This window comes from Escherichia sp. E4742 (assembly GCF_005843885.1).
In the GTDB taxonomy this organism is placed as follows: Bacteria; Pseudomonadota; Gammaproteobacteria; order Enterobacterales; family Enterobacteriaceae; genus Escherichia.
This window is the reverse complement of the sequence record NZ_CP040443.1, coordinates 350,634-376,239: the sequence shown is the minus strand read 5'-3', so window position 1 is coordinate 376,239 and position 25,606 is coordinate 350,634. Positions and strand designations below refer to the sequence as shown.

Genomic DNA, 25,606 nt, shown 5'->3' with positions numbered 1-25,606 from the left:
CGCGTCTTATCAGGCCTACAGGTCACACGTAGGTCGGATAAGGCGTTCACGCCGCATCCGACATTGGGAGCACCATGCCTGATGCGACGCTTACAGTGTCTTATCAGGCCTACAGGTCACACGAGGTCGGATAAGGCGTTTACGCCGCATCCGACATTGGGGGCACCATGCCTGATGCGACGCTTACAGTGTCTTATCAGGCCTACAGGTCACACGAGGTTGGATAAGGCGTTTACGCCGCATCCGACAAACCATGCCAAAGCAGATTACCCCGCCTTAACCGCTTTACCTTTCAACAACTTCCGCACCCATAACCTATTCGGATTTAACGCCGCCAGCGTACTGGCATCCATCGGAATCGGTTCTTCACTCATCTGTGCCGCCAGAATTTCGGCGCACAGTGGGGCAGAACACAAACCACGCGAACCCAAAGCTGCAAGCATAAACAGATCGTCATAAATCGGCGCGCTTACCGCTTCATCTTTCTGTTCCGCCAGTGACGCATATTCCGCGAGAGTTGCGTCATAATCAGGCACGTTGCCCACCATTGGCAGATGATCGCGTGTGGCACAACGTACACCGCAACGCGCTTCTTCATCACTGACATCGACGTCTGTCGCCCATTGCGCCTGTGGGAAACAATCAATCAACCGCTGGCGATTCTGCTGCTGATCATCTTCACTGTACGTCGTATCTTCACTACCGCGATGGTAACTGGCACCAATACAATGATGCTGATTCGCCGGATTTTGCGGCGTGAGATAACCGTCATAACACAGCACCTGCCGCAGCTTCGCCAGTTCCGACGTTGTTGGAATATGGCTAACCTGCCCGGCAACTGAATACACTGGCAGAGGCGATGTTTGGCTGAAACGGCTAATTTGATGCCCGTTCGCCAGTACCACCACGCTATGCATCGTCTGCTGATTATCCGCAAATGTCAGGTGCCACTCATCATCTTTACGGGACAAATCCTTTAACTGATGCTGATAACGAATCTGCAAACCTTTCTGTTCCGCCCGTTCCAGCACATTACGGGTTAATTCTGCCGGACACAGCCAGCCACCCTGCGGATAAGTAATACCGCTGCAATTTGTCGCAACGCCCGTAATTTGTTCAACCGCATTTGCCTCAACGGCTACAGCCAGTTCTTCGGGTAAATCCATCGACAGCATCTGTGCGATTTTATGCTGGCTTTTTTCATCCCAGCCTAACTGCGTGACGCCGCACCAGTCATGATCAAATTTAACGGGCAATAAATCGTAAAGTCGACGACCAAAAGTAAACGCATTAGAGAAAAAGCGGTTCAACGCTTCATCGTGTTTACTTAAGAGCGGATACAGCGCCCCCTGGCGATTGCCGGAAGCACCAAGTGCGGGAGTCTCATCCGCGCAATAAAGCGTTACCTGCCAGCCGCGCCGTAATAGCGCCAGCGACAACAACGCGCTGGCAATACCGCCGCCGATAATTGCCGCTTCCCGTTTGCTGCTGCCCGTACGGTTAAACCACGGCGTGGAACAGGGGAGTGGTAATGTTTGTTCCATCACCCCGCAAAGCATTTCCCGTTTCCGCCCAAAGCCCTTACGCTTTTGCATCGTGAATCCAGCTTCCTGCAAACCGCGACGGACAAATCCCGCAGATGTGAAGGTCGCCAGCGTGCCGCCAGGACGCGCCACACGCGCCATGGCGTTAAACAGGTTTTGCGTCCACATATCCGGGTTCTTTGCGGGCGCAAAGCCGTCCAGAAACCAGGCATCCACTTTTTGATTTAGCGAATCGTCCAGTTGGCTGGTCAGTTCGTTAATGTCGCCAAACCATAAATCCAGCGTTACGCGGCCTTCATCGAGCAATAAACGATGGCAACCGGGCAGGGGCAAAGGCCACTGTGCCTGAAGCTGTTCCGCCCAAGGCGCAAGTTCCGGCCAGTGTTGGTGCGCTAACACTAAATCGGCACGAGTGAGGGGAAATTTCTCAAAACTAATGAAATGTAAGCGTTGTAATTGCGCCTGCGGATGCACTTCGCGAAACTGATCAAATGCCTGCCATAGCGTCAGGAAGTTTAATCCGGTGCCGAAGCCGCTCTCTGCTACCACAAACAGAGGATGTGGATGACAGGGGAAGCGTGCCTCTAATTGGTTACCCCCAAGAAAAACATAACGCGTCTCTTCCAGTCCGTTATCGTTGGAAAAATAGACATCGTCAAAATCTTGGGAAACAGGTGTACCCTCAGCATTAAATTCAAGGTTGGCAGGTTGTATGGCGTAGTGTTTCACGTAAGTTACTCGTCTTACAGGCGGTGGCTCGATCTTAGCGATGTGTGCCAGGCTGCGCAAATTTCTCTATTAATTGGCTGATCGGACTTGTTCGGCGTACAAGTGTACGCTATTGTGCATTCGAAACTTACTCTATGTGCGACTTACAGAGGTATTGAATGAAACGTGCAGTGATTACTGGCCTGGGCATTGTTTCCAGCATCGGTAATAACCAGCAGGAAGTCCTGGCATCTCTGCGTGAAGGACGCTCAGGGATCACTTTCTCTCAGGAGCTGAAGGATTCCGGCATGCGTAGCCACGTTTGGGGCAACGTAAAACTGGATACCACTGGCCTCATTGACCGCAAAGTTGTGCGCTTTATGAGCGACGCATCCATTTATGCATTCCTTTCTATGGAGCAGGCAATTGCAGATGCTGGCCTCTCCCCGGAAGCTTACCAGAATAACCCGCGCGTTGGCCTGATTGCAGGTTCCGGCGGCGGTTCCCCGCGTTTTCAGGTGTTCGGCGCTGACGCAATGCGCGGCCCGCGCGGCCTGAAAGCGGTTGGCCCGTATGTGGTCACTAAAGCGATGGCATCTGGCGTTTCTGCCTGCCTCGCTACGCCGTTCAAAATCCACGGCGTTAACTACTCCATCAGCTCCGCGTGTGCGACTTCCGCACACTGTATCGGTAACGCAGTAGAGCAGATCCAACTGGGCAAACAAGACATCGTGTTTGCTGGCGGCGGCGAAGAGCTGTGCTGGGAAATGGCCTGCGAATTCGACGCAATGGGCGCGCTGTCTACTAAATACAACGACACCCCGGAAAAAGCCTCCCGTACTTATGACGCTAACCGTGACGGTTTCGTTATCGCTGGCGGCGGCGGTATGGTGGTGGTCGAAGAACTGGAACACGCGTTGGCACGTGGTGCTCATATCTACGCTGAAATCGTTGGCTACGGCGCAACGTCTGATGGTGCAGACATGGTTGCTCCGTCTGGCGAAGGCGCAGTGCGCTGCATGAAGATGGCGATGCACGGTGTTGATACCCCAATCGACTACCTGAACTCCCACGGTACTTCGACTCCGGTTGGTGACGTGAAAGAGCTGGCGGCTATTCGTGAAGTGTTCGGCGATAAGAGCCCGGCGATTTCTGCAACCAAAGCAATGACCGGTCACTCTCTGGGCGCTGCTGGCGTACAGGAAGCTATCTACTCTCTGCTGATGCTGGAACACGGCTTTATCGCCCCGAGCATCAACATTGAAGAGCTGGACGAGCAGGCTGCGGGTCTGAACATCGTGACCGAAACGACCGATCGCGAACTGACCACTGTTATGTCTAACAGCTTCGGCTTCGGCGGCACTAACGCCACGCTGGTAATGCGTAAGCTGAAAGATTAATTCGGAGTAGGTCGGATAAGACGCGTCAGCGTCGCATCCGACGTTACACGCCAATGCTGCCTCCGGCACTAAAGAATAAGGGAACCCGATGGTTCCCTTTTTCACATCATTGACAATCGGCGCCTGTTCCAGGCAAACTTCCCGCTTTGTCGATTTCCTTCTGAAAAGACGTACGCGTTAAATCCTGCCAACGCACCGTAACCCTGAAAACCAGAGAGATGAGACGGGGAGACTCCTCGCCTTGCGCTGCATTCTGGAGTAATGCATGACTGCTGTAAGCCAAACAGAAACACGATCTTCTGCCAATTTTTCGCTCTTCCGCATCGCTTTTGCGGTTTTTCTAACCTACATGACCGTAGGGCTGCCGTTGCCGGTTATCCCGCTGTTTGTTCATCATGAACTGGGCTATGGCAACACCATGGTCGGGATTGCCGTCGGCATTCAGTTTCTGGCTACGGTGCTGACGCGTGGCTACGCCGGACGACTGGCCGATCAATATGGTGCAAAACGTTCGGCGCTTCAGGGCATGTTCGCCTGTGGTCTGGCTGGCGGCGCGTTGCTGCTGGCGGCGCTTTTGCCTGTCTCCGCACCGATTAAATTTGCCCTGCTGGTCGTCGGGCGGTTGATTCTTGGTTTTGGCGAAAGCCAGTTGCTGACGGGCGCTTTGACCTGGGGATTGGGCATTGTCGGGCCGAAACACTCAGGCAAAGTGATGTCGTGGAATGGGATGGCGATTTATGGCGCACTGGCGGTGGGCGCACCGCTTGGCTTGTTGATTCATAGCCATTTCGGTTTTGCCGCACTGGCGCTTACGACAATGGCATTGCCTTTACTGGCGTGGGGTTGTAACGGCACAGTACGCAAAGTACCCGCAATGGCAGGAGAACGCCCATCGCTGTGGAGTGTTGTCGGACTTATCTGGAAACCAGGTCTTGGTCTGGCGCTTCAGGGCGTTGGCTTTGCGGTTATCGGAACCTTTGTATCGCTCTACTTTGCCAGCAAAGGATGGGCGATGGCAGGTTTTACACTCACTGCATTTGGCGGCGCATTTGTCGTGATGCGCGTGATGTTCGGCTGGATGCCAGACCGTTTTGGCGGCGTGAAAGTGGCGATTGTCTCTTTGCTTGTCGAAACAGTAGGTTTGTTGCTGCTCTGGCAAGCGCCTGGCGCGTGGGTGGCGTTAGCTGGTGCGGCGTTAACCGGGGCAGGGTGTTCACTTATCTTCCCGGCGCTTGGTGTGGAAGTGGTTAAGCGCGTTCCGTCTCAGGTTCGCGGTACTGCGCTCGGCGGTTATGCAGCGTTTCAGGATATCGCCCTCGGTGTTTCCGGGCCACTGGCAGGTGTCCTGGCGACCACATTTGGCTACTCGTCGGTATTCCTTGCCGGGGCGATATCGGCGGTGCTGGGGATTATCGCGACGATACTGTCATTTCGTCGTGGTTAACTCAATAACCAGACCAGCATCACGATGATGGCGGTCAGCAATATCCACAGGCTGGGGCGCATGGCCATTTCTTGCATCGTGTTAATGAATGGCGTAAAGGGATTGAGCAACGGTTGAATATCTCGCGGTTCAGTCCCATTCACCCGCCGCTGATAAAGCAGGTTGAGGATATCCTCGGCCTGTGCGGAAGTCAGGGCTGATTGCTGAGAAAGGCCATATTTTTGCTCAACATAGCTCGATAATACTGTCAACTCGCTGGCATCCAGTGGCTGTTTTAGCGCCATCTGAAGCGACTCCAGCGTCGGTGTATTTTGCTGACTTAACACCTGGCGTGCCTGCAACCAGGTAACCAGGTGGGTAAACATTTTTGCCGGGATCAACTCACCATTTTTTACCCCAGAAAGTTCCAGCATAGATTGCCAAATCTGTTTGCTGGGTTCTCCTGTTGCCGCCGCGAGTTTAGTCACCAGTTGCTTAAGCGTATTGTGTTCTGCCGGTAACAAAGGGCGATCGGTCGCCTGGCGCTGTTGCGGCTGCGGGATAACCATCTTCCCTTCCTGTAACAGCGTCAGGACGGTTTTTAATTGCTCCGGTGAGAGTTGATTCAGCGGCGTCTGACCAAAGTTATGACGAATGTAATCTGTGACCGCCTGACGATTATTCCCCAGCCGTAAGTACTCGCTCAATTGCGCCAAAAGCTGGCGGACAGAATGGCTTTCTTGCGCGGCCAGTAAACGTTGTGCAAGGTTTTGTTCTGCGGCGGGAAAATTGCGTGAAAGTAACGGTGAGTCGCCCGGCAGACCGATGTCGTGCTTTATACCGGCCCACAATTCCGCGCTCTGCTGTTGCGTCAGCGAAGTCACTTTGGTTATCAAACTTTCCAGCACTGTACGTTGCAAGCTGGATAAAGGCTGATTGCCTGCGCCAGACGACAGTTTATCCCCCTGACCCGGTGGTTGCCCAGGAGGGGCGGAAATTGGTTGTATCATTACGTATCCTTATACCTGAAATCATCGCAAGTATGCCTGGCCGCGAGATTATGGCACACTTGTCCGGTTAACTCTCGTTCTCATACAGGTACCACAAACGTGAAAATCCTTGTTGATGAAAATATGCCTTATGCCCGCGAATTATTTAGTCGTCTGGGGGAGGTGAAAGCGGTTCCGGGGCGTCCAATTCCAGTTGCTGAACTGGATGATGCAGATGCTTTGATGGTGCGTTCGGTCACGAAAGTGAATGAATCTTTGCTGGCAGGAAAACCGGTAAAATTTATTGGCACCGCGACCGCGGGGACGGACCATGTCGATGAAGCGTGGTTAAAGCAGGCGGGAATTGGTTTTTCTGCTGCACCTGGCTGCAATGCGATTGCGGTAGTGGAATATGTTTTCTCGTCACTGCTGATGCTTGCCGAACGCGATGGATTTTCACTGCACGAGCGTACCGTGGGGATCGTGGGCGTCGGCAACGTCGGGCGACGGTTACAGGCGCGGCTGGAAGCGTGGGGGATCAAAACCTTACTTTGCGATCCACCACGCGCCGAACGAGGGGATGAAGGGGATTTCCGTCCTCTTGATGAACTGGTCGCGCAAGCAGACATTCTGACTTTCCATACGCCACTCTTTAAAGATGGTCCGTACAAAACGCGGCATCTGGCGGATGAAAAACTGATTCGCAGCCTGAAGCCGGGGACAATTCTGATTAACGCCTGCCGTGGTGCCGTTGTCGATAATACCGCACTTCTGACCTGCCTGAATGAAGGTCAGAAGTTAAGCGTGGTGCTGGATGTCTGGGAAGGCGAGCCAGAACTCAACGTTGAGCTGCTGCAAAAAGTGGATATCGGCACGCCGCATATCGCGGGCTATACCCTCGAAGGTAAAGCGCGTGGCACAACGCAAGTGTTTGAAGCCTACAGCAAGTTTATTGGTCATGAACAGCACGTGGCGTTGGATACTTTACTGCCCGCGCCGGAGTTTGGCCGCATCACGCTGCATGGTCCGCTCGATCAGCCGACGCTAAAAAGGCTGGTGCATTTGGTGTATGATGTGCGCCGCGACGACGCACCGCTGCGTAAAGTCGCCGGAATTCCGGGTGAGTTCGATAAACTGCGCAAAAATTACCTTGAGCGCCGCGAATGGTCGTCTCTGTATGTGATTTGTGATGACGCCAGTGCGGCATCATTACTGTGTAAACTGGGTTTTAACGCCGTTCATCATCCGGCTCGTTAATCTCTTCTTCATGCTCTCTGCTGTAACATAGGCAGGGAGCTTTGCATTTTCTGGAGTAAACCACCATGTCTGAAGGCTGGAACATTGCCGTCCTGGGCGCAACTGGCGCTGTGGGCGAAGCCCTGATTGAAACGCTGGCTGAACGTCAGTTCCCGGTTGGGGAAATTTATGCACTGGCACGTAACGAAAGCGCAGGCGAACATCTGCGCTTTGGTGGTAAGACAATCACCGTGCAGGATGCCGCCGAATTTGACTGGACGCAGGCGCAACTGGCGTTTTTTGTCGCAGGCAAAGAAGCGACCGCGACTTGGGTTGAAGAAGCAACCAACTCAGGCTGCCTGGTTATCGACAGCAGCGGATTGTTCGCTCTCGAACCCGACGTACCGCTGGTGGTGCCGGAAGTAAACCCGTTTGTACTTGCTGATTACCGTAACCGTAATGTCATCGCCGTACCGGACAGCCTGACCAGCCAGCTGCTGGCTTCTCTCAAACCGTTAATCGATCAGGGCGGATTGTCGCGTATTAGCGTTACCAGCCTGATTTCAGCCTCCGCACAGGGCAAAAAAGCAGTCGATGCGTTAGCGGGGCAGAGTGCGAAATTGCTCAACGGCATTCCGATTGACGAAGAAGATTTCTTCGGACGTCAGCTGGCGTTCAACATGCTGCCGTTACTGCCGGACAGGGAAGGTAGCGTGCGTGAAGAACGTCGTATCGTCGATGAAGTGCGCAAAATCATGCAGGACGAAGGGCTGATGATTTCGGCAAGCGTCGTGCAGGCACCGGTATTTTACGGTCACGCTCAGATGGTCAACTTTGAAGCTCTGCGTCCGCTGGCGGCAGAAGAAGCGCGTGATGCTTTTACTCAGGGCGAAGATATTGTGCTTTCCGAAGAGAATGAATTCCCAACTCAGGTGGGCGATGCTTCCGGGTCTCCGCATCTTTCTGTGGGTTGCGTGCGTAATGACTATGGTATGCCGGAGCAAATTCAGTTCTGGTCGGTGGCTGATAACGTTCGCTTTGGCGGCGCACTGATGGCAGTGAAAATCGCCGAGAAACTGGTGCAGGAGTATCTGTACTAATGTCCGACCAGCAACAACCGCCAGTTTATAAAATTGCGCTGGGCATTGAGTACGACGGCAGTAGGTATTACGGCTGGCAACGGCAGAACGAAGTCCGCAGTGTGCAGGAGAAGCTGGAAAAGGCGCTCTCCCAGGTGGCGAACGAGCCCATCACCGTCTTCTGCGCCGGGCGTACTGACGCAGGCGTACACGGCACCGGGCAGGTAGTGCATTTCGAAACCACCGCGCAGCGCAAAGACGCCGCGTGGACATTAGGCGTAAATGCGAATTTACCTGGTGACATCGCCGTGCGTTGGGTTAAAGCTGTACCTGATGATTTTCATGCCCGATTTAGCGCCACGGCTCGCCGTTATCGCTACATCATCTACAATCATCGGCTGCGCCCGGCGGTGTTGAGTAAAGGTGTGACCCACTTCTACGAACCGCTGGATGCCGAACGGATGCATCGGGCTGCGCAATGCTTGTTGGGCGAGAATGATTTCACCTCATTTCGCGCGGTGCAGTGCCAGTCCCGAACGCCGTGGCGCAACGTTATGCATATTAACGTCACGCGACATGGTCCTTATGTGGTGGTAGATATCAAAGCGAATGCCTTTGTACATCATATGGTGAGGAATATTGTCGGTAGCCTGATGGAAGTAGGCGCCCACAACCAGCCAGAGAGTTGGATAGCAGAGCTGTTAGCGGCAAAGGACAGAACGCTGGCGGCAGCAACGGCGAAAGCGGAAGGGCTGTATCTGGTTGCGGTAGATTACCCTGACCGATTTGATCTTCCAAAACCGCCAATGGGCCCGCTGTTTCTGGCGGACTAATGAGAATAATGCTCTAAAAATTTCAGGCTGTAGCCAACGCAGTTACAGCCTGAGAAATGAAGAGTACAAGGCATAGGCAATTATGGACCTGATTTATTTCCTCATCGATTTTATTTTGCATATTGATGTGCATCTGGCTGAGCTGGTCGCAGAGTACGGCGTCTGGGTTTATGCCATTCTGTTTTTGATTCTGTTCTGTGAAACCGGGCTTGTGGTAACGCCATTCCTGCCTGGTGATTCGTTGCTGTTTGTCGCTGGCGCGTTGGCATCTCTGGAGACTAATGATCTCAACGTCCATATGATGGTGGTACTGATGTTGATTGCTGCAATTGTGGGTGATGCGGTCAACTACACCATTGGGCGACTGTTCGGTGAGAAGTTATTCAGTAACCCCAATTCGAAAATTTTCCGTCGCAGTTATCTCGACAAAACGCACCAGTTTTATGAGAAACATGGCGGCAAAACCATTATTCTCGCTCGTTTTGTGCCTATCGTCAGAACGTTCGCCCCGTTCGTTGCGGGTATGGGCCACATGTCGTACCGTCATTTCGCCGCTTATAACGTGATCGGCGCACTGTTATGGGTACTGCTTTTTACCTATGCAGGTTATTTCTTCGGTACAATCCCGATGGTTCAGGATAACCTTAAGCTGCTGATCGTCGGTATTATTGTGGTTTCCATTTTGCCGGGCGTCATCGAAATTATCCGTCACAAACGCGCTGCGGCCCGCGCCGCAAAATAAAAAGTAACTCCGCGGTTCGACCACTTTTTTATCCAAAGTTTCGGGCTGTTATGTTTTAATGTGCAACATTCATGGTCTGTTGGGGGCAAAAATGGCATTATGCGTCCCCAAAGATAAAACTGGCATCGAACCAGGTTCAGACAGAAAGGTCCCTAATGAGCTGGATTGAACGAATTAAAAGCAACATTACTCCCACCCGCAAGGCGAGCATTCCTGAAGGTGTGTGGACTAAGTGTGATAGCTGCGGTCAGGTTTTATACCGCGCTGAACTGGAACGTAATCTTGAGGTCTGTCCGAAGTGTGACCATCACATGCGTATGTCGGCGCGTAACCGCCTGCATAGCTTGTTAGATGAAGGCAGCCTTGTGGAGCTGGGTAGCGAGCTTGAGCCGAAAGATGTGCTGAAGTTCCGTGACTCCAAAAAGTATAAAGACCGTCTGGCCTCTGCGCAGAAAGAAACCGGCGAAAAAGACGCGCTGGTGGTGATGAAAGGCACTCTGTACGGTATGCCGGTTGTCGCTGCGGCATTCGAATTCGCCTTTATGGGCGGTTCAATGGGTTCAGTGGTTGGCGCTCGTTTCGTGCGTGCCGTTGAGCAAGCGCTGGAAGATAACTGCCCGCTGATCTGCTTCTCCGCTTCTGGTGGCGCACGTATGCAGGAAGCGTTAATGTCGCTGATGCAGATGGCGAAAACCTCTGCGGCACTGGCGAAAATGCAGGAGCGCGGGTTACCGTACATTTCTGTACTGACCGACCCGACTATGGGCGGTGTTTCTGCAAGCTTCGCGATGCTGGGCGATCTCAATATTGCTGAACCGAAAGCGTTAATCGGCTTTGCCGGTCCGCGCGTTATCGAACAGACCGTTCGCGAAAAACTGCCGCCAGGATTCCAGCGCAGTGAATTCCTGATCGAGAAAGGCGCCATCGATATGATCGTCCGTCGACCGGAAATGCGCCTGAAACTGGCTAGCATTCTGGCGAAGCTGATGAATCTGCCAGCGCCTAATCCTGATGCGCCGCGTGAAGGCGAAGTGGTGCCACCGGTGCCGGATCAGGAACCAGAGGCCTGATAACTGATAAGGGCAGGGCCACTGGCTCTGCCCTTTTGCTATTTATTCTCCCCGTAACGAATCAGCGGATACCATGATTATCAAACGCACTCCTCAAGCCGCGTCGCCTCTGGCTTCGTGGCTTTCTTATCTGGAAAACCTGCACAGTAAAACTATCGATCTCGGCCTTGATCGCGTCAGCCTGGTTGCGGCGCGTCTTGGCGTCCTTAAACCTGCACCGTTTGTGTTTACCGTTGCGGGAACTAATGGCAAAGGCACGACCTGCCGTACGCTGGAGTCGATTCTGATGGCGGCAGGGTACAGGGTGGGGGTCTACAGTTCGCCGCATCTGGTGCGTTATACCGAGCGCGTTCGTATACAGGGCAAAGAACTGGCGGAGTCGGCCCATACGGCTTCTTTTGCCGAGATTGAGGCCGAGCGCGGCGATATTTCTCTGACTTATTTTGAATACGGTACGCTGTCGGCATTGTGGTTGTTCAAAGAGGCGCAACTCGATGTGGTGATTCTGGAAGTAGGTCTGGGCGGTCGTCTGGATGCGACTAACATTGTCGATGCTGATGTTGCCGTGGTGACCAGTATTGCGCTGGATCATACCGACTGGCTGGGGCCAGATCGTGAAAGCATTGGTCGTGAGAAAGCGGGGATCTTCCGCAGTGAAAAACCGGCGATCGTCGGTGAACCGGAAATGCCTTACACCATTGCCGATGTAGCACAGGAGAAAGGCGCACTGTTGCAACGTTGTGGCGTTGAGTGGAATTATTCAGTCACTGACCATGACTGGTCATTTACCGACGCTCACGGCACGCTGGCGGGGTTACCGTTGCCACTTGTCCCGCAACCGAATGCCGCAACAGCGCTGGCGGCACTGCGTGCCAGCGGCCTGGAAGTCAGTGAAAAGGCAATTCGCGACGGTATTGCCAGCGCAATTTTGCCTGGACGTTTCCAGATTGTGAGCGAGACGCCACGCGTTATTTTTGATGTCGCCCATAATCCTCATGCGGCGGAATATCTTACCGGACGCATGAAAGCGTTACCGAAAAACGGGCGCGTGCTGGCGGTTATCGGTATGCTACATGATAAAGATATTGCCGGAACACTGGCCTGGTTGAAAAGCGTGGTTGATGACTGGTATTGTGCGCCACTGGAAGGGCCGCGCGGTGCCACGGCAGCACGATTGCTTGAGCATCTGGGGAACGGCAAACCATTCGATAGCGTTGCGCAGGCATGGGAAGCCGCAATGGCGGACGCTAAACCGGAAGATACCGTGCTGGTGTGTGGTTCGTTCCATACGGTCGCACATGTCATGGAAGTGATTGACGCGAGGAGAAGCGGTGGCGAGTAAGTTTCAGAATCGGTTAGTTGGCACTATTGTGCTGGTAGCTCTGGGAGTTATTGTGCTTCCAGGATTGCTTGATGGGCAGAAAAAACATTATCAGGATGAGTTCGCAGCGATCCCGCTGGTGCCGAAAGCGGGCGATCGTGACGAGCCAGATATGATGCCAGCCGCCACTCAGGCGTTGCCGACACAGCCGCCAGAAGGCGCGGCAGAAGAGGTGCGGGCAGGTGATGCCGCAGCGCCTTCGCTCGACCCGACAACCATTGCGGCCAATAATACCGTGTTTGAACCGGAGCCTGCACCAGTCGCTCCACCGAAACCGAAACCGGTGGATCCGCCTAAGCCGAAGGTTGAAGTGCCGCCCCCGCCGAAGCCAGAACCGAAGCCGGTTGTTGAAGAAAAAGCAGCGCCGACGGGTAAAGCCTATGTTGTGCAACTGGGCGCGCTGAAAAATGCCGATAAAGTGAATGAGATTGTCGGTAAGCTGCGTGGCGCGGGATATCGGGTTTATACTTCGCCGTCGACGCCAGTGCAGGGTAAAATCACCCGTATTCTCGTGGGGCCAGATGCCTCAAAAGATAAGCTGAAAGGATCGCTTGGCGAACTGAAGCAGATCTCTGGTTTGAGCGGCGTGGTTATGGGCTACACGCCGAATTAATACGGTTTTACCTGATGCGACGCCAGCATGTCTTATCAGGCCTGTGCTGGAGCAGTACCGTAGGTCGGATAAGGCGTTCACGCCGCATCCGACAGCCGTTGCCTGATGTGACGCCAGCGCGTCTTATCAGGCCTACGCAGGGATAGAACCGTAGGTCGGATAAGGCGTTCACGCCGCATCCGACAATGATTGCCCGGTGCCGCAAAGGCATAAAAAGTCGATGGCGTTGAATATTTTTTCAGCGCCATTTTTATTGATGCGCGGGAAGGAAATCCCTACGCAAACGTTTTCTTTTTCTGTTAGAATGCGCCCCGAACAGGATGACAGGGCGTAAAATCGTGGGACACATATGGTCTGGATTGATTACGCCATAATCGCGGTGATTGCTTTTTCCTCTCTGGTTAGCCTGATCCGCGGCTTTGTTCGTGAAGCGTTATCGCTGGTGACATGGGGTTGTGCTTTCTTTGTTGCCAGTCATTACTACACTTACCTGTCAGTCTGGTTTACGGGCTTTGAAGACGAACTGGTTCGAAATGGGATTGCCATCGCGGTACTGTTTATCGCTACCCTGATCGTTGGTGCTATCGTGAACTTCGTGATAGGCCAGCTGGTGGAGAAAACGGGATTGTCAGGCACCGATCGGGTGCTGGGCGTCTGTTTCGGTGCGTTGCGCGGTGTGTTGATTGTTGCTGCCATTCTCTTCTTTCTCGACTCCTTTACTGGAGTGTCGAAAAGCGAAGACTGGAGTAAATCACAACTGATCCCGCAGTTCAGTTTTATCATCAGATGGTTTTTTGATTATCTGCAAAGCTCGTCAAGTTTCTTGCCCAGGGCGTAAGTGCTCTGAGATGTGGCTTAACGAGGAAAAAGACGTATGTGCGGTATTGTCGGTATCGCCGGTGTTATGCCGGTTAACCAGTCGATTTATGATGCCTTAACGGTGCTTCAGCATCGCGGTCAGGATGCCGCCGGCATCATCACCATAGATGCCAATAACTGCTTCCGTTTGCGTAAAGCGAACGGGCTGGTGAGCGATGTATTTGAAGCTCGCCATATGCAGCGTTTGCAGGGCAATATGGGCATTGGTCATGTGCGTTACCCTACGGCTGGCAGCTCCAGTGCCTCTGAAGCGCAGCCGTTTTACGTTAACTCTCCGTATGGTATTACGCTTGCCCACAACGGCAATCTGACCAACGCTCACGAGTTGCGTAAAAAACTGTTTGAAGAAAAACGCCGCCACATCAACACCACTTCCGACTCGGAAATTCTGCTTAATATCTTCGCCAGCGAGCTGGATAACTTCCGCCACTACCCGCTGGAAGCCGATAATATTTTCTCCGCCATTGCCGCGACTAACCGCCAAATTCGCGGCGCGTATGCCTGTGTGGCGATGATTATCGGCCACGGCATGGTTGCTTTCCGCGATCCTAACGGGATTCGTCCGCTGGTACTGGGAAAACGTGATATTGACGATAATCGCACAGAATATATGGTCGCTTCCGAAAGCGTTGCGCTCGATACGCTGGGCTTTGAGTTCCTGCGTGACGTCGCCCCAGGCGAAGCGATTTACATCACTGAAGAAGGGCAGTTGTTTACCCGTCAGTGTGCTGACAATCCGGTCAGCAATCCGTGCCTGTTTGAGTATGTTTACTTTGCCCGTCCTGACTCGTTCATCGACAAAATTTCCGTTTACAGCGCGCGTGTGAATATGGGCACGAAACTGGGCGAGAAAATTGCCCGTGAATGGGAAGATCTGGATATCGACGTGGTTATTCCAATCCCGGAAACTTCCTGCGATATCGCGTTGGAAATTGCCCGAATTCTGGGCAAACCGTACCGCCAGGGCTTTGTTAAAAACCGCTATGTTGGTCGTACCTTCATCATGCCGGGTCAGCAGCTGCGTCGTAAATCTGTGCGCCGTAAATTGAACGCCAACCGCGCTGAGTTCCGCGATAAAAACGTCCTGCTGGTTGATGACTCCATCGTGCGCGGCACCACCTCTGAACAAATTATCGAGATGGCACGCGAAGCCGGAGCGAAGAAAGTGTACCTCGCCTCTGCGGCACCAGAGATTCGCTTCCCGAACGTTTATGGTATTGATATGCCGAGTGCCACGGAGCTGATCGCTCACGGCCGTGAAGTGGATGAAATTCGCCAGATCATCGGTGCTGACGGTTTGATTTTCCAGGACCTCAACGATCTGATCGAAGCTGTTCGTGCTGAAAATCCGGATATTCAGCAGTTTGAATGCTCGGTGTTCAACGGCGTCTACGTCACCAAAGATGTTGATCAGGGCTATCTCGATTTTCTCGATACTTTACGTAATGACGACGCCAAAGCATTGCAACGTCAGAACGAAGTGGAAAACCTGGAAATGCATAACGAAGGATGATGCCTTCACTCAGGGTGCCAGTCTGGCACCCTGACTTGCAACTCCCGCCGAAATCCTGCAAAGTCTGCCTGCAAGTCTGACAGGGCAACTCTCTATGAAACGACTCATTGTAGGCATCAGTGGTGCCAGCGGCGCGATTTATGGCGTGCGCTTATTACAGGTTCTGCGCGATGTTGCAGACATCGAAACGCATCTGGTTATGAGCCAGGCGGCGCGCCAGACCTTATCCCTCGAAACGGATTTTTCCCTGCGCGAAGTGCAGGCGTTAGCCGATGTAACTCATGATGCGCGCGATATTGCTGCCAGCATCTCTTCTGGTTCTTTCCAGACGCTGGGCATGGTGATTTTACCCTGTTCAATCAAGACCCTTTCCGGCATTGTCCATAGCTATACCGATGGCCTGTTGACCCGCGCGGCAGATGTGGTGCTGAAAGAGCGTCGCCCGTTGGTGCTCTGCGTGCGTGAAACACCGTTGCACTTAGGCCACCTGCGTTTAATGACTCAGGCGGCTGAAATCGGTGCGGTGATTATGCCTCCCGTTCCGGCGTTTTATCATCGCCCGCAATCCCTTGATGATGTGATAAATCAGACGGTTAACCGTGTTCTTGACCAGTTTGCGATAACCCTTCCCGAAGATCTCTTTGCCCGCTGGCAGGGCGCTTAACTCCGCTGTTGCCCTGTTTCAGGGCAATTTTGCAACCGCGATCAAATCCTCGACATTTTGTTCCTTCCATTGAATCGAAACGCTGCGATTCAACCGCCATACCTGCTATCTTCAATTTCAGGACAATAATGCAACGTCTTATTAACATATTTTACGTTGAATGTTGCTGCTGTCGGCAAGATGGCATAAGACCTGCATGAACGAGCCTGCAAACACACAACACAATACACAACATAAAAAAGCCATTTCACTTGAGGGTTATGTATGAAGAAGTCGATTCTCGCTCTGTCTTTGTTAGTCGGTATCTCCGCAGCAGTTTCCAGCTACGCGGCGCTGCCGGAGACGGTACGTATCGGAACGGATACCACCTATGCACCGTTCTCATCGAAAGATGCCAAAGGTGACTTTGTTGGCTTTGATATCGATCTCGGTAACGAGATGTGCAAACGGATGCAGGTGAAATGTACCTGGGTTGCCAGCGACTTTGATGCGCTGATCCCCTCACTGAAAGCGAAAAAAATCGACGCTATTATTTCGTCGCTCTCCATTACCGATAAGCGTCAGCAGGAGATTGCTTTCTCCGACAAGCTGTACGCCGCGGATTCCCGTCTGATTGCCGCTAAAGGTTCGCCGATTCAGCCAACGCTGGATTCACTGAAAGGTAAACATGTCGGAGTGCTGCAAGGCTCCACTCAGGAAGCCTATGCTAACGATACCTGGCGCAGTAAAGGTATTGATGTTGTGGCCTATGCCAACCAGGATTTAGTCTATTCCGATCTTGCTGCGGGGCGTCTGGATGCTGCGTTGCAAGATGAAGTCGCCGCCAGTGAAGGATTCCTTAAGCAACCTGCCGGTAAAGAGTTCGCCTTTGCAGGACCATCAGTGAAAGACAAAAAATACTTCGGTGACGGTACCGGTGTCGGGCTGCGTAAAGATGATGCCGAACTGACAGCCGCCTTTGACAAAGCGCTTGGCGAGCTGCGGCAGGATGGTACTTACGACAAGATGGCGAAAAAGTACTTCGATTTTAATGTCTATGGTGACTGATTCGTCGCAGGGAAGCTGCACCTGATAGTGTCATTATCATGGTGCGTTATAGGTTTGTTGCACTATCGTGGTGCATTGAAATGCATACTTAAGCAATTTTAATGAAAAATAATACGATTAACTGGCCAGGATATTTTGCCTTGTTGGTCAATTTTATGGCACGATAAGTGTAACAAACCTGTAAATATTCCCTACTAAAAGACTGTCAGTTGAGGACATTATGAAAAAACTGGTGCTATCGCTCTCTCTGGTTCTGGCCTTCTCCAGCGCGACTGCTGCTTTTGCTGCTATTCCGCAAAATATTCGCATCGGTACTGACCCAACTTATGCACCGTTTGAATCAAAAAATTCACAAGGTGAATTGGTTGGCTTTGATATCGACCTGGCGAAGGAACTGTGCAAACGCATCAATACGCAATGTACATTTGTCGAAAACCCGCTGGATGCGTTAATTCCGTCATTAAAAGCGAAGAAGATTGACGCCATCATGTCATCGCTTTCCATCACCGAAAAACGTCAGCAGGAAATAGCCTTCACCGACAAATTGTACGCCGCCGATTCTCGCCTGGTTGTGGCAAAAAATTCCGACATTCAGCCGACAGTAGAATCGCTGAAAGGCAAGCGGGTAGGGGTATTGCAGGGCACGACCCAGGAGACATTTGGTAACGAGCACTGGGCGCCAAAAGGCATTGAAATCGTCTCTTATCAGGGGCAGGACAACATTTACTCTGACCTGACCGCCGGACGTATTGATGCAGCGTTCCAGGACGAAGTTGCCGCCAGCGAAGGTTTCCTCAAACAGCCAGTCGGTAAAGATTACAAATTCGGTGGCCCGTCTGTTAAAGATGAAAAACTGTTTGGCGTAGGCACCGGCATGGGCCTGCGTAAAGAAGATAACGAACTGCGCGAGGCACTGAACAAAGCCTTTGCCGAAATGCGCGCTGATGGTACTTACGAGAAATTAGCGAAAAAGTACTTCGATTTTGATGTTTATGGTGGTTAATCACCATCGGTGAAAGAAAGCCCGCTCCCTTCGGGTAACCGGAGGGAGACAAGAGGCGGTAATTCACCACACACGACAGGACAGGCAGCATGTTGTATGGGTTTTCAGGTGTTATTTTACAGGGTGCGCTCGTCACGCTGGAGCTGGCCATCAGCTCTGTAGTGCTCGCTGTAATCATCGGTTTAATTGGCGCTGGCGGTAAGCTTTCGCAAAATCGGCTTTCGGGACTGATTTTCGAAGGATATACCACGCTGATTCGCGGTGTGCCGGATTTAGTGTTGATGCTGCTGATATTTTACGGTTTGCAGATTGCGCTAAACGCGGTGACGGAGGCGATGGGCGTCGGGCAGATTGATATCGACCCGATGGTTGCCGGTATTATCACCCTGGGTTTTATTTACGGTGCTTACTTCACCGAAACGTTCCGTGGCGCGTTTATGGCGGTGCCGAAAGGGCAAATAGAGGCGGCGACGGCGTTCGGTTTTACTCGTGGGCAAGTGTTTCGGCGGATTATGTTTCCGGCGATGATGCGTTACGCTCTGCCGGGCATTGGCAACAACTGGCAGGTGATCCTCAAATCTACCGCTCTGGTTTCGTTACTCGGCCTGGAAGATGTGGTGAAAGCCACCCAACTGGCAGGCAAAAGTACATGGGAACCGTTCTATTTCGCCATTGTCTGTGGCGTGATTTATCTGGTTTTCACCACCGTTTCCAATGGTGTGCTGCTGTTCCTTGAGCGCCGCTACTCCGTGGGTGTGAAGAGGGCTGACCTGTGATCGAAATCTTACATGAATACTGGAAACCGCTGTTGTGGACCGACGGTTATCGCTTTACCGGCGTGGCGATTACCCTTTGGTTGCTGATTTTGTCAGTAGTGATAGGCGGAATTCTGGCGCTGTTTCTGGCGATTGGTCGCGTCTCAAGTAATAAATACATCCAGTTTCCAATCTGGTTATTTACCTATATTTTTCGCGGTACGCCGCTGTATGTGCAGTTGCTGGTGTTCTATTCCGGCATGTACACGCTGGAGATTGTTAAAGGGACCGAGTTCCTTAACGCTTTCTTCCGCAGTGGCCTGAACTGTACCGTGCTGGCGCTGACGCTTAACACTTGTGCTTACACCACCGAGATTTTTGCCGGAGCTATCCGCTCGGTGCCGCACGGGGAAATTGAAGCTGCCAGAGCCTATGGTTTCTCGACCTTTAAAATGTATCGCTGCATTATTTTACCGTCGGCGCTGCGCATTGCTTTACCGGCCTACAGCAACGAAGTGATCCTGATGTTGCACTCTACTGCGCTGGCGTTTACTGCCACGGTGCCGGATCTGCTGAAAATAGCCCGTGATATAAACGCCGCGACGTATCAACCTTTTACCGCCTTTGGCATTGCTGCGGTACTCTATTTAATCATCTCTTATGTCCTGATCAGCCTCTTTCGCAGAGCGGAAAAACGCTGGTTGCAGCATGTGAAACCTTCTTCAACGCACTGAGAATACGATGTCCGAGAATAAATTAAACGTTATCGATTTGCACAAACGCTACGGCGAACATGAAGTGCTGAAAGGGGTGTCACTGCAAGCGAACGCCGGGGATGTGATCAGCATCATCGGATCGTCGGGATCGGGGAAAAGTACCTTTCTGCGTTGCATTAACTTCCTCGAAAAACCGAGTGAAGGCTCGATCGTGGTTAACGGCCAGACTATCAATCTGGTGCGGGATAAAGACGGCCAACTCAAAGTCGCTGATAAAAATCAGCTGCGCTTGCTGCGCACACGCCTGACGATGGTGTTCCAGCACTTCAATCTCTGGAGCCACATGACGGTGCTGGAAAACGTCATGGAAGCGCCGATTCAGGTGCTGGGCCTGAGCAAGCATGAAGCGCGCGAGCGGGCGGTGAAATATCTGGCGAAAGTCGGCATAGACGAACGTGCGCAGGGGAAATATCCGGTGCACCTTTCTGGCGGTCAGCAACAGCGTGTTTCCATCGCAAGGGCGCTGGCAATGGAACCAGAAGTTCTGCTGTTTGATGAACCTACATCGGCCCTTGACCCAGAGCTGGTGGGCGAAGTGCTGCGCATTATGCAGCAGCTGGCGGAAGAGGGGAAAACGATGGTGGTGGTAACCCACGAAATGGAATTTGCTCGCCATGTCTCCACACATGTTATTTTCCTCCATCAGGGGAAAATCGAAGAAGAGGGTGCGCCAGAACAATTATTTGGCAACCCGCAAAGTCCTCGTTTGCAACAGTTCCTCAAGGGATCGCTGAAATAATTTCCTCTCCGGTGGCTAATGCTGCCGGAGTATTTTCAAGGCTAATTTGCGAGTTGGCTTCCATTGACATGTATATATTGCAGTCCACTTAAAATATTTCTGAATTCGCTGTCCAGATATAAAAACTGCCTGCTGCATTGCTTATAAAGGGTGGTTATTGTCTCGTCATCTTAAATTTGAGGGGTGACGGAACGCCATGACCATATCGCCAACTTCCACACCGCATGATGCGGTATTTAAATCCTTTTTACGTCATCCGGACACCGCACGGGATTTTATTGATATTCACCTTCCTGCGCCGTTACGTAAACTTTGTGATTTATCGACGTTAAAACTGGAACCCAACAGTTTTATTGATGAAAACCTGCGGCAATATTACTCCGACATCTTGTGGTCAGTGAAAACTGAGGAGGGGATGGGATATATTTATGTCGTCATTGAACACCAAAGTAAGGCGGAAGAATTAATGGCTTTTCGCATGATGCGCTATTCTATCGCGGCAATGCAAAACCATCTTGATGCAGGCTATAAAGAACTGCCTTTGGTGATCCCGATGCTGTTTTATCATGGTTGCAGAAGTCCTTATCCTTATTCTCTATGTTGGCTTGATGAATTTGCGGAACCTGCTATTGCCCGCCAAATTTATTCATCGGCTTTTCCGCTGGTGGATATTACCGTAGTGCCGGATGACGAGATTATGCAACACCGCAAAATGGCGTTGCTGGAGTTAATGCAGAAACATATTCGCCAACGCGATCTGTTGGGATTAGTCGATCAAATAGTTTCTCTGCTTATTACAGGCAACACTAATGACAGGCAGCTAAAAGCCCTGTTTAATTACGTATTACAAACGGGAGATGCCCAGCGTTTCCGTGCATTTATTGGTGAGATAGCGGAACGAGCACCACAAGAAAAGGAGAAACTAATGACCATTGCTGACAGATTACGTGAAGAAGGCGCAGTGCAGGGTAAACACGAAGAAGCCCTGCGTATTGCTCAGGAGATGCTGGAGAGAGGTTTAGACAGAGAATTAGTTCTGATGGTGACCCGACTTTCACCAGACGACCTTTTGGCGAAAAGCCACTAATTCAGAATTACCAGGAACTAACTGGCGGATGTTCGCGGTAAAACACATCAGCGAACAACATCTGCCAGCGCCTCGTCTAAATCGTACCAGCGAAACGCAAAACCCGCTTCTTCCAGCCTTTTAGGTAGCGCGCGTTGTCCACCTAACACCAGAACTGAAGATTCGCCCATTAACAGCCGAATGGCGGTCGCGGGGACGCGCATAATTGCCGGGCGATGCAGTACATGGCCAAGCGCATGGGAAAATTGTTCATTGCGTACCGGGTAGGGGGCAACCATATTAAACGGTCCGCGTAGAGAGTTATCCAGCAGCCAGAGAATCCCGTTGACCATATCATCGATATGAATCCAGGCCAGATACTGCCGACCAGAGCCAATCGGTCCACCTAAACCGAGGCGAAACGGCGGCAGCATTTTGCCGAGAATACCGCCATCTGGTGCCAGTACCACACCGGTACGCAGCAGGCACACTCGCGTTTTGTCGCTTTGCGCCCGACAGGCAATTTCTTCCCAACGAGCGCAGAGTTTATGGGTAAATTCGTTATGCGGAGGCTCTTCTTCGGTAACTACAACTTCACCTAAATCACCGTAATATCCCGTCGCCGAACCGGAAATAAGGACCGACGGCGGCGTGTCGCTGGCATTAATTAAATCCACCAGTTTTTGCGTAATATTCCAGCGACTTTGGCACAGCCGGTCTTTTTGCTCGCGAGTCCAGCGTTTGTCGGCAATCGGTTCGCCAGCCAGGTTGATTACCGCGTCAACGCCGTTGAGGTTGCTTTGATTGGCAAGCCCTTGCCATAGTGTCACCTGGGGGCCGAGGATTGAACTGGCTTTCTGCGTGTTACGCGTCACCACTGTGACCTGATTGCCCAACTCCAGCAAACGCGGGATTAAATGGCGACCAATTAATCCAGTCCCTCCGGTGATCACTATATTCATGCAGCCTCCCAATATGGCGGTTAACGCTGCCAGCTCAAGGTCATTGATACCGAATCGGCGTAGCGCAGCGCGTGCAGTTTATCGATCTCCACTTCAGCATAGGTTACCCAGTGATGTTCACGTGCGATATCGAGCACATCCTGAGTTAATTTTTCCAGCAAAGAGAAACGGTTATTCTCCACGTGTTGAATGATGTTTTTGGTGACGGTGCGATAGTTCAGCGCGTCATTAATATCTTCACTGGTACGCGCTTTATCGGCGGGGTAGTGGATCGTGACATTGATAACGATATCCTGACGGTTGTTAATCTCCTCGTCCTTAATTCCGATAAATGTACGTAAACGAAGGTTCTTTATACGAATAATAGCGGCAGGTTGTGACATTGCAGGTTCCCTATTGTTTTACTTAGACAGGAATAATACACGAGAACCTTTCTCAGTTAACTATCTGAGATCTCATCATTCAATTGAGCCTTTAATAGTGATTGCCCGGTGGCAGGGCGCGAACGGATCCGCTCATGCCAGTTCTTCGCTGCCGGGTACATAGCAAGGTCAATCCGCTGACGAGCATATGCATTTACCCACGGCCAACAGGCAATATCCGCAATGCTGTAATCCTCACCGCCAAGCCAGGGGGCGTTTTCCAGGCGCTTATTGAGTACGTGATACAGACGCTGGGTTTCAACCTGATAACGTTCAATAGCGTAAGGAATAGTCTGTGGCGCAGCATGATTAAAATGATGATTCTGTCCGAGCATTGGCCCCAGGCCGCCAACCTGCCAGAATAACCATTGTAAGGTGGTGGCGCGCTCACGCGGGTTGTGACTTAAAAATAGTCCCGTTTTCTCTGCCAGATACAACAAAATTGCACCTGACTCAAAGAGGTTTAACGGTTCGCCGCCATCAGTCGGTGAATGATCCACAATTGCCGGAATCTTATTGTTCGGCGATATGCGCAAAAACTCCGGGCGAAACTGACTGCCTTTCCCCAGGTCAACCTTGATTAAACGATAATCCAGTCCCGCCTCTTCGAGAAACAACGTAATTTTGTGACCATTCGGTGTTGGCGCGAAATAGAGATCGATCATTGCAGCTCCGGTTATCTAATAATCTGAACACATCAAGTATAGAAAGCGCAGCGACTTGTGTAAGTTTTCATCAAGTAACCGTGACAAAAAGGCTCTATAGTTTGAGAGCAAGCCCCTTTATCGCCGAGGATATAATGAGTAAACCCGCTATCACGCTTTGGTCAGATGCCCATTTTTTCTCACCCTACGTGTTATCCGCCTGGGTGGCGTTGCAGGAGAAAGGACTACCTTTTCATATAAAGACTATCGACCTTGACAGCGGTGAACATTTACAGCCGACGTGGCAAGGTTACGGGCAGACACGCCGCGTGCCATTGTTACAGATTGATGATTTTGAGTTGAGTGAATCCTCTGCCATAGCGGAATATCTGGAAGACCGTTTTGCGCCGCCGACCTGGGAACGCATTTATCCATTAGATCTGCAAAACCGGGCGCGTGCACGGCAGATTCAGGCATGGCTGCGAAGCGACCTGATGCCTCTGCGTGAAGAGCGTTCGACGGATGTCGTTTTTGCTGGCGCCAAAAAAGCACCGCTAACGGCGGAGGGAAAAGCCAGCGCGCAGAAACTGTTCGCAATGGCAGAACATTTACTGACGCATAACCAGCCTAATTTGTTTGGCGAGTGGTGCATTGCCGACACTGATTTAGCGCTAATGATTAATCGTCTGGTGCTGCACGGCGATGAGGTGCCGGAACGTCTGGTGGATTATGCGGCATTCCAGTGGCAGCGGGCTTCAGTTCAGCGTTTTATTGCACTTTCGGCGAAGCAATCTGGCTGATAGCAGCGACAGAATCCAGTATCATAGCTTACGTTTTTTCGACGAGGAGTGAGTGATGAAACTGATGTTTGCATCGGACATTCATGGGTCGTTACCGGCGACGGAACGTGTACTGGAGTTGTTTGCCCAAAGCGGCGCGCAGTGGCTGGTGATTCTTGGCGACGTGCTGAATCACGGCCCACGCAATGCTTTACCGGAGGGCTATGCGCCGGCAAAGGTGGCGGAACGGTTGAATGAAGTGGCGCATAAAGTCATCGCTGTACGTGGCAACTGCGACAGTGAAGTGGACCAAATGCTGCTGCATTTCCCAATGACCGCGCCATGGCAACAGGTGTTGCTGGAAAAACAGCGCCTGTTTCTGACACATGGGCATCTGTTTGGCCCGGATAATCTGCCGGCGTTAAACCAGAACGACGTGCTGGTGTATGGTCATACCCATCTGCCGGTGGCGGAGCAGCGGGGGGAGATTTTCCACTTCAACCCCGGTTCGGTTAGCATTCCGAAAGGCGGCAATCTGGCGAGCTACGGCATGCTCGAAGATGACGTACTAAGCGTAATCGCACTCAATGATCAAAGTATCATTGCGCAGGTCGCGATTAATCCGTAATTTACCCAACAACTCAAAATGCGCCGTAAGAGCGCCAGAAAAAGAAGGTTTCCTGATAATGGAACAGCGTCGTTTGGCAAGTACTGAATGGGTGGATATTGTCAATGAAGATAACGAAGTCATTGCACAAGCCAGCCGGGAACAAATGCGGGCACAGTGTCTGCGTCATCGTGCAACTTACATCGTCGTGCATGATGGTATGGGCAAAATTCTGGTCCAGCGTCGTACCGAGACAAAAGACTTTTTACCCGGCATGTTAGATGCTACTGCTGGTGGTGTGGTCCAGGCTGATGAACAACTGCTGGAATCCGCACGTCGCGAAGCGGAAGAAGAGTTGGGCATTGCCGGTGTCCCCTTTGCCGAGCACGGGCAGTTCTATTTTGAAGACAAAAATTGCCGTGTCTGGGGTGCGTTGTTCAGCTGTGTTTCTCACGGTCCCTTCGCCCTTCAGGAAGATGAAGTCAGCGAGGTCTGCTGGCTGACGCCAGAAGAAATCACCGCTCGTTGCGATGAGTTCACACCAGACTCGCTAAAAGCTTTGGCGTTGTGGATGAAGCGCAATGCCAACAATGAAGCCGTAGAGACTGAAACGGCAGAATGAAAAAAGAGCCGCAGTTGCGGCTCTCAGGTTGTAGACAAAGTGCGCTTTGTTTATGCCGGATGCGGCGTAAATGCCTTATCTGGCCTACAAAATATTGCAAATTCAATATG

26 protein-coding genes are annotated in these 25,606 nt (G+C 51.9%); 21 read left to right on the top strand and 5 right to left on the bottom strand.

Annotated features, from left to right (window positions below):
• Positions 1 to 266: 266 nt before the first annotated feature.
• The gene (mnmC, locus tag FEM44_RS01800; RefSeq protein ID WP_135521730.1) at positions 267 to 2,273 is read right to left on the bottom strand and encodes a bifunctional tRNA (5-methylaminomethyl-2-thiouridine)(34)-methyltransferase MnmD/FAD-dependent 5-carboxymethylaminomethyl-2-thiouridine(34) oxidoreductase MnmC; all 2,007 of its coding nucleotides are present in this window, start codon (positions 2,271 to 2,273) and stop codon (positions 267 to 269) included.
• Positions 2,274 to 2,431: 158 nt separating this feature from the next.
• Between mnmC and fabB the strand changes: the two genes are divergently transcribed.
• The gene (gene fabB / locus FEM44_RS01795) at positions 2,432 to 3,652 is read left to right on the top strand and encodes a beta-ketoacyl-ACP synthase I (protein ID WP_130236950.1); all 1,221 of its coding nucleotides are present in this window, start codon (positions 2,432 to 2,434) and stop codon (positions 3,650 to 3,652) included.
• A 265-nt stretch (positions 3,653 to 3,917) separates the two neighbouring features.
• Positions 3,918 to 5,096: an MFS transporter gene (locus FEM44_RS01790; protein ID WP_135521732.1), complete on the top strand. Its 1,179-nt coding sequence runs from the start codon at positions 3,918 to 3,920 to the stop codon at positions 5,094 to 5,096.
• Here the strand turns inward: FEM44_RS01790 and flk are convergent.
• A complete protein-coding gene (gene flk, locus FEM44_RS01785) occupies positions 5,093 to 6,085 on the bottom strand; it encodes a flagella biosynthesis regulator Flk (protein WP_135521734.1) in 993 nt (330 codons plus the stop codon). The two genes, FEM44_RS01790 and flk, sit on opposite strands and share 4 nt — an antisense overlap.
• 99 nt (positions 6,086 to 6,184) lie before the next feature.
• Between flk and pdxB the strand changes: the two genes are divergently transcribed.
• The 16 genes from pdxB (at position 6,185) to rpnB (ending at position 21,481) form a co-directional block, all read left to right on the top strand.
• Entirely contained in the window at positions 6,185 to 7,321 is a 1,137-nt protein-coding gene (pdxB, locus tag FEM44_RS01780; protein WP_135521736.1) for a 4-phosphoerythronate dehydrogenase PdxB, read from the top strand.
• Between the two features lie 65 nt (positions 7,322 to 7,386).
• Complete coding sequence (locus FEM44_RS01775; RefSeq protein WP_135521738.1) at positions 7,387 to 8,400, top strand: aspartate-semialdehyde dehydrogenase; 1,014 nt, start codon at positions 7,387 to 7,389, stop codon at positions 8,398 to 8,400.
• On the top strand, positions 8,400 to 9,212 hold the full coding sequence (truA, locus tag FEM44_RS01770; protein WP_001283597.1) for a tRNA pseudouridine(38-40) synthase TruA: 813 nt from the start codon (positions 8,400 to 8,402) through the stop codon (positions 9,210 to 9,212). The genes FEM44_RS01775 and truA overlap by 1 nt, the downstream gene beginning before the upstream one ends.
• Before the next feature lie 82 nt (positions 9,213 to 9,294).
• On the top strand, positions 9,295 to 9,954 hold the full coding sequence (locus FEM44_RS01765; protein WP_000364335.1) for a DedA family protein: 660 nt from the start codon (positions 9,295 to 9,297) through the stop codon (positions 9,952 to 9,954).
• Between the two features lie 155 nt (positions 9,955 to 10,109).
• On the top strand, positions 10,110 to 11,024 hold the full coding sequence (gene accD / locus FEM44_RS01760; RefSeq protein WP_064526523.1) for an acetyl-CoA carboxylase, carboxyltransferase subunit beta: 915 nt from the start codon (positions 10,110 to 10,112) through the stop codon (positions 11,022 to 11,024).
• Between the two features lie 73 nt (positions 11,025 to 11,097).
• Positions 11,098 to 12,366, top strand: a complete 1,269-nt coding sequence (folC, locus tag FEM44_RS01755; protein ID WP_135521740.1) for a bifunctional tetrahydrofolate synthase/dihydrofolate synthase — start codon at positions 11,098 to 11,100, stop codon at positions 12,364 to 12,366.
• Complete coding sequence (dedD, locus tag FEM44_RS01750) at positions 12,356 to 13,018, top strand: cell division protein DedD (protein ID WP_130207256.1); 663 nt, start codon at positions 12,356 to 12,358, stop codon at positions 13,016 to 13,018. Before folC ends, dedD begins: the two co-directional genes overlap by 11 nt.
• A gap of 349 nt (positions 13,019 to 13,367) precedes the next feature.
• Positions 13,368 to 13,856: a colicin V production protein gene (gene cvpA, locus FEM44_RS01745; RefSeq protein WP_000262113.1), complete on the top strand. Its 489-nt coding sequence runs from the start codon at positions 13,368 to 13,370 to the stop codon at positions 13,854 to 13,856.
• 36 nt (positions 13,857 to 13,892) lie between these two features.
• Entirely contained in the window at positions 13,893 to 15,410 is a 1,518-nt protein-coding gene (gene purF, locus FEM44_RS01740; RefSeq protein ID WP_135521742.1) for an amidophosphoribosyltransferase, read from the top strand.
• 94 nt (positions 15,411 to 15,504) lie between these two features.
• Positions 15,505 to 16,074, top strand: a complete 570-nt coding sequence (gene ubiX, locus FEM44_RS01735; protein WP_000825688.1) for a flavin prenyltransferase UbiX — start codon at positions 15,505 to 15,507, stop codon at positions 16,072 to 16,074.
• Between the two features lie 264 nt (positions 16,075 to 16,338).
• Complete coding sequence (argT, locus tag FEM44_RS01730; protein WP_135521744.1) at positions 16,339 to 17,121, top strand: lysine/arginine/ornithine ABC transporter substrate-binding protein ArgT; 783 nt, start codon at positions 16,339 to 16,341, stop codon at positions 17,119 to 17,121.
• Between the two features lie 220 nt (positions 17,122 to 17,341).
• On the top strand, positions 17,342 to 18,124 hold the full coding sequence (hisJ, locus tag FEM44_RS01725; RefSeq protein ID WP_000737621.1) for a histidine ABC transporter substrate-binding protein HisJ: 783 nt from the start codon (positions 17,342 to 17,344) through the stop codon (positions 18,122 to 18,124).
• Positions 18,125 to 18,213: 89 nt separating this feature from the next.
• Entirely contained in the window at positions 18,214 to 18,900 is a 687-nt protein-coding gene (hisQ, locus tag FEM44_RS01720; RefSeq protein WP_130207250.1) for a histidine ABC transporter permease HisQ, read from the top strand.
• Positions 18,897 to 19,613: an ABC transporter permease gene (locus tag FEM44_RS01715; protein ID WP_000569948.1), complete on the top strand. Its 717-nt coding sequence runs from the start codon at positions 18,897 to 18,899 to the stop codon at positions 19,611 to 19,613. Before hisQ ends, FEM44_RS01715 begins: the two co-directional genes overlap by 4 nt.
• A gap of 7 nt (positions 19,614 to 19,620) precedes the next feature.
• Positions 19,621 to 20,394 carry a histidine ABC transporter ATP-binding protein HisP gene (gene hisP, locus FEM44_RS01710; protein WP_130260569.1) on the top strand — a complete coding sequence of 258 codons (774 nt, stop codon included), beginning with the start codon at positions 19,621 to 19,623 and terminating at the stop codon, positions 20,392 to 20,394.
• A gap of 196 nt (positions 20,395 to 20,590) precedes the next feature.
• A complete protein-coding gene (gene rpnB, locus FEM44_RS01705) occupies positions 20,591 to 21,481 on the top strand; it encodes a recombination-promoting nuclease RpnB (RefSeq protein ID WP_135521746.1) in 891 nt (296 codons plus the stop codon).
• Between the two features lie 47 nt (positions 21,482 to 21,528).
• On the opposite strand, the gene FEM44_RS01700 is transcribed toward rpnB, so the two are convergent.
• From FEM44_RS01700 to yfcG, 3 genes are read right to left on the bottom strand one after another with little or no spacing between them, the layout of a single operon-like run.
• The gene (locus tag FEM44_RS01700) at positions 21,529 to 22,422 is read right to left on the bottom strand and encodes a TIGR01777 family oxidoreductase (RefSeq protein WP_135521748.1); all 894 of its coding nucleotides are present in this window, start codon (positions 22,420 to 22,422) and stop codon (positions 21,529 to 21,531) included.
• A gap of 20 nt (positions 22,423 to 22,442) precedes the next feature.
• Positions 22,443 to 22,805 carry a dihydroneopterin triphosphate 2'-epimerase gene (folX, locus tag FEM44_RS01695; RefSeq protein WP_130207240.1) on the bottom strand — a complete coding sequence of 121 codons (363 nt, stop codon included), beginning with the start codon at positions 22,803 to 22,805 and terminating at the stop codon, positions 22,443 to 22,445.
• A gap of 56 nt (positions 22,806 to 22,861) precedes the next feature.
• Entirely contained in the window at positions 22,862 to 23,509 is a 648-nt protein-coding gene (gene yfcG / locus FEM44_RS01690; protein WP_135521750.1) for a GSH-dependent disulfide bond oxidoreductase, read from the bottom strand.
• Between the two features lie 134 nt (positions 23,510 to 23,643).
• Here yfcG and yfcF point away from each other — a divergent pair, with 134 nt between their 5' ends.
• Genes yfcF through yfcD form a run of 3 tightly spaced genes read left to right on the top strand, consistent with a single transcriptional unit; the run spans position 23,644 to position 25,496 of the window.
• Positions 23,644 to 24,288 carry a glutathione transferase gene (yfcF, locus tag FEM44_RS01685; protein WP_135521752.1) on the top strand — a complete coding sequence of 215 codons (645 nt, stop codon included), beginning with the start codon at positions 23,644 to 23,646 and terminating at the stop codon, positions 24,286 to 24,288.
• Between the two features lie 55 nt (positions 24,289 to 24,343).
• The gene (gene yfcE, locus FEM44_RS01680; RefSeq protein WP_064526570.1) at positions 24,344 to 24,895 is read left to right on the top strand and encodes a phosphodiesterase; all 552 of its coding nucleotides are present in this window, start codon (positions 24,344 to 24,346) and stop codon (positions 24,893 to 24,895) included.
• Between the two features lie 58 nt (positions 24,896 to 24,953).
• The gene (yfcD, locus tag FEM44_RS01675; protein WP_130207234.1) at positions 24,954 to 25,496 is read left to right on the top strand and encodes an NUDIX hydrolase YfcD; all 543 of its coding nucleotides are present in this window, start codon (positions 24,954 to 24,956) and stop codon (positions 25,494 to 25,496) included.
• Positions 25,497 to 25,606: the final 110 nt, after the last annotated feature.

Bases quoted from the DNA above. Each gene is read 5' to 3' on its own strand.
- argT (WP_135521744.1), top strand. From the start codon at position 16,339: ATGAAGAAGTCGATTCTCGCTCTGTCTTTGTTAGTCGGTATCTCCGCA.
- ubiX (WP_000825688.1), top strand. From the start codon at position 15,505: ATGAAACGACTCATTGTAGGCATCAGTGGTGCCAGCGGCGCGATTTAT.
- FEM44_RS01765 (WP_000364335.1), top strand. From the start codon at position 9,295: ATGGACCTGATTTATTTCCTCATCGATTTTATTTTGCATATTGATGTG.
- yfcF (WP_135521752.1), top strand. From the start codon at position 23,644: ATGAGTAAACCCGCTATCACGCTTTGGTCAGATGCCCATTTTTTCTCA.
- cvpA (WP_000262113.1), top strand. From the start codon at position 13,368: ATGGTCTGGATTGATTACGCCATAATCGCGGTGATTGCTTTTTCCTCT.
- accD (WP_064526523.1), top strand. From the start codon at position 10,110: ATGAGCTGGATTGAACGAATTAAAAGCAACATTACTCCCACCCGCAAG.
- truA (WP_001283597.1), top strand. From the start codon at position 8,400: ATGTCCGACCAGCAACAACCGCCAGTTTATAAAATTGCGCTGGGCATT.
- folX (WP_130207240.1), bottom strand. From the start codon at position 22,805: ATGTCACAACCTGCCGCTATTATTCGTATAAAGAACCTTCGTTTACGT.
- fabB (WP_130236950.1), top strand. From the start codon at position 2,432: ATGAAACGTGCAGTGATTACTGGCCTGGGCATTGTTTCCAGCATCGGT.
- hisJ (WP_000737621.1), top strand. From the start codon at position 17,342: ATGAAAAAACTGGTGCTATCGCTCTCTCTGGTTCTGGCCTTCTCCAGC.
- hisQ (WP_130207250.1), top strand. From the start codon at position 18,214: ATGTTGTATGGGTTTTCAGGTGTTATTTTACAGGGTGCGCTCGTCACG.
- rpnB (WP_135521746.1), top strand. From the start codon at position 20,591: ATGACCATATCGCCAACTTCCACACCGCATGATGCGGTATTTAAATCC.
- hisP (WP_130260569.1), top strand. From the start codon at position 19,621: ATGTCCGAGAATAAATTAAACGTTATCGATTTGCACAAACGCTACGGC.
- yfcD (WP_130207234.1), top strand. From the start codon at position 24,954: ATGGAACAGCGTCGTTTGGCAAGTACTGAATGGGTGGATATTGTCAAT.
- yfcG (WP_135521750.1), bottom strand. From the start codon at position 23,509: ATGATCGATCTCTATTTCGCGCCAACACCGAATGGTCACAAAATTACG.
- flk (WP_135521734.1), bottom strand. From the start codon at position 6,085: ATGATACAACCAATTTCCGCCCCTCCTGGGCAACCACCGGGTCAGGGG.
- yfcE (WP_064526570.1), top strand. From the start codon at position 24,344: ATGAAACTGATGTTTGCATCGGACATTCATGGGTCGTTACCGGCGACG.
- folC (WP_135521740.1), top strand. From the start codon at position 11,098: ATGATTATCAAACGCACTCCTCAAGCCGCGTCGCCTCTGGCTTCGTGG.
- purF (WP_135521742.1), top strand. From the start codon at position 13,893: ATGTGCGGTATTGTCGGTATCGCCGGTGTTATGCCGGTTAACCAGTCG.
- FEM44_RS01790 (WP_135521732.1), top strand. From the start codon at position 3,918: ATGACTGCTGTAAGCCAAACAGAAACACGATCTTCTGCCAATTTTTCG.
- FEM44_RS01700 (WP_135521748.1), bottom strand. From the start codon at position 22,422: ATGAATATAGTGATCACCGGAGGGACTGGATTAATTGGTCGCCATTTA.
- FEM44_RS01775 (WP_135521738.1), top strand. From the start codon at position 7,387: ATGTCTGAAGGCTGGAACATTGCCGTCCTGGGCGCAACTGGCGCTGTG.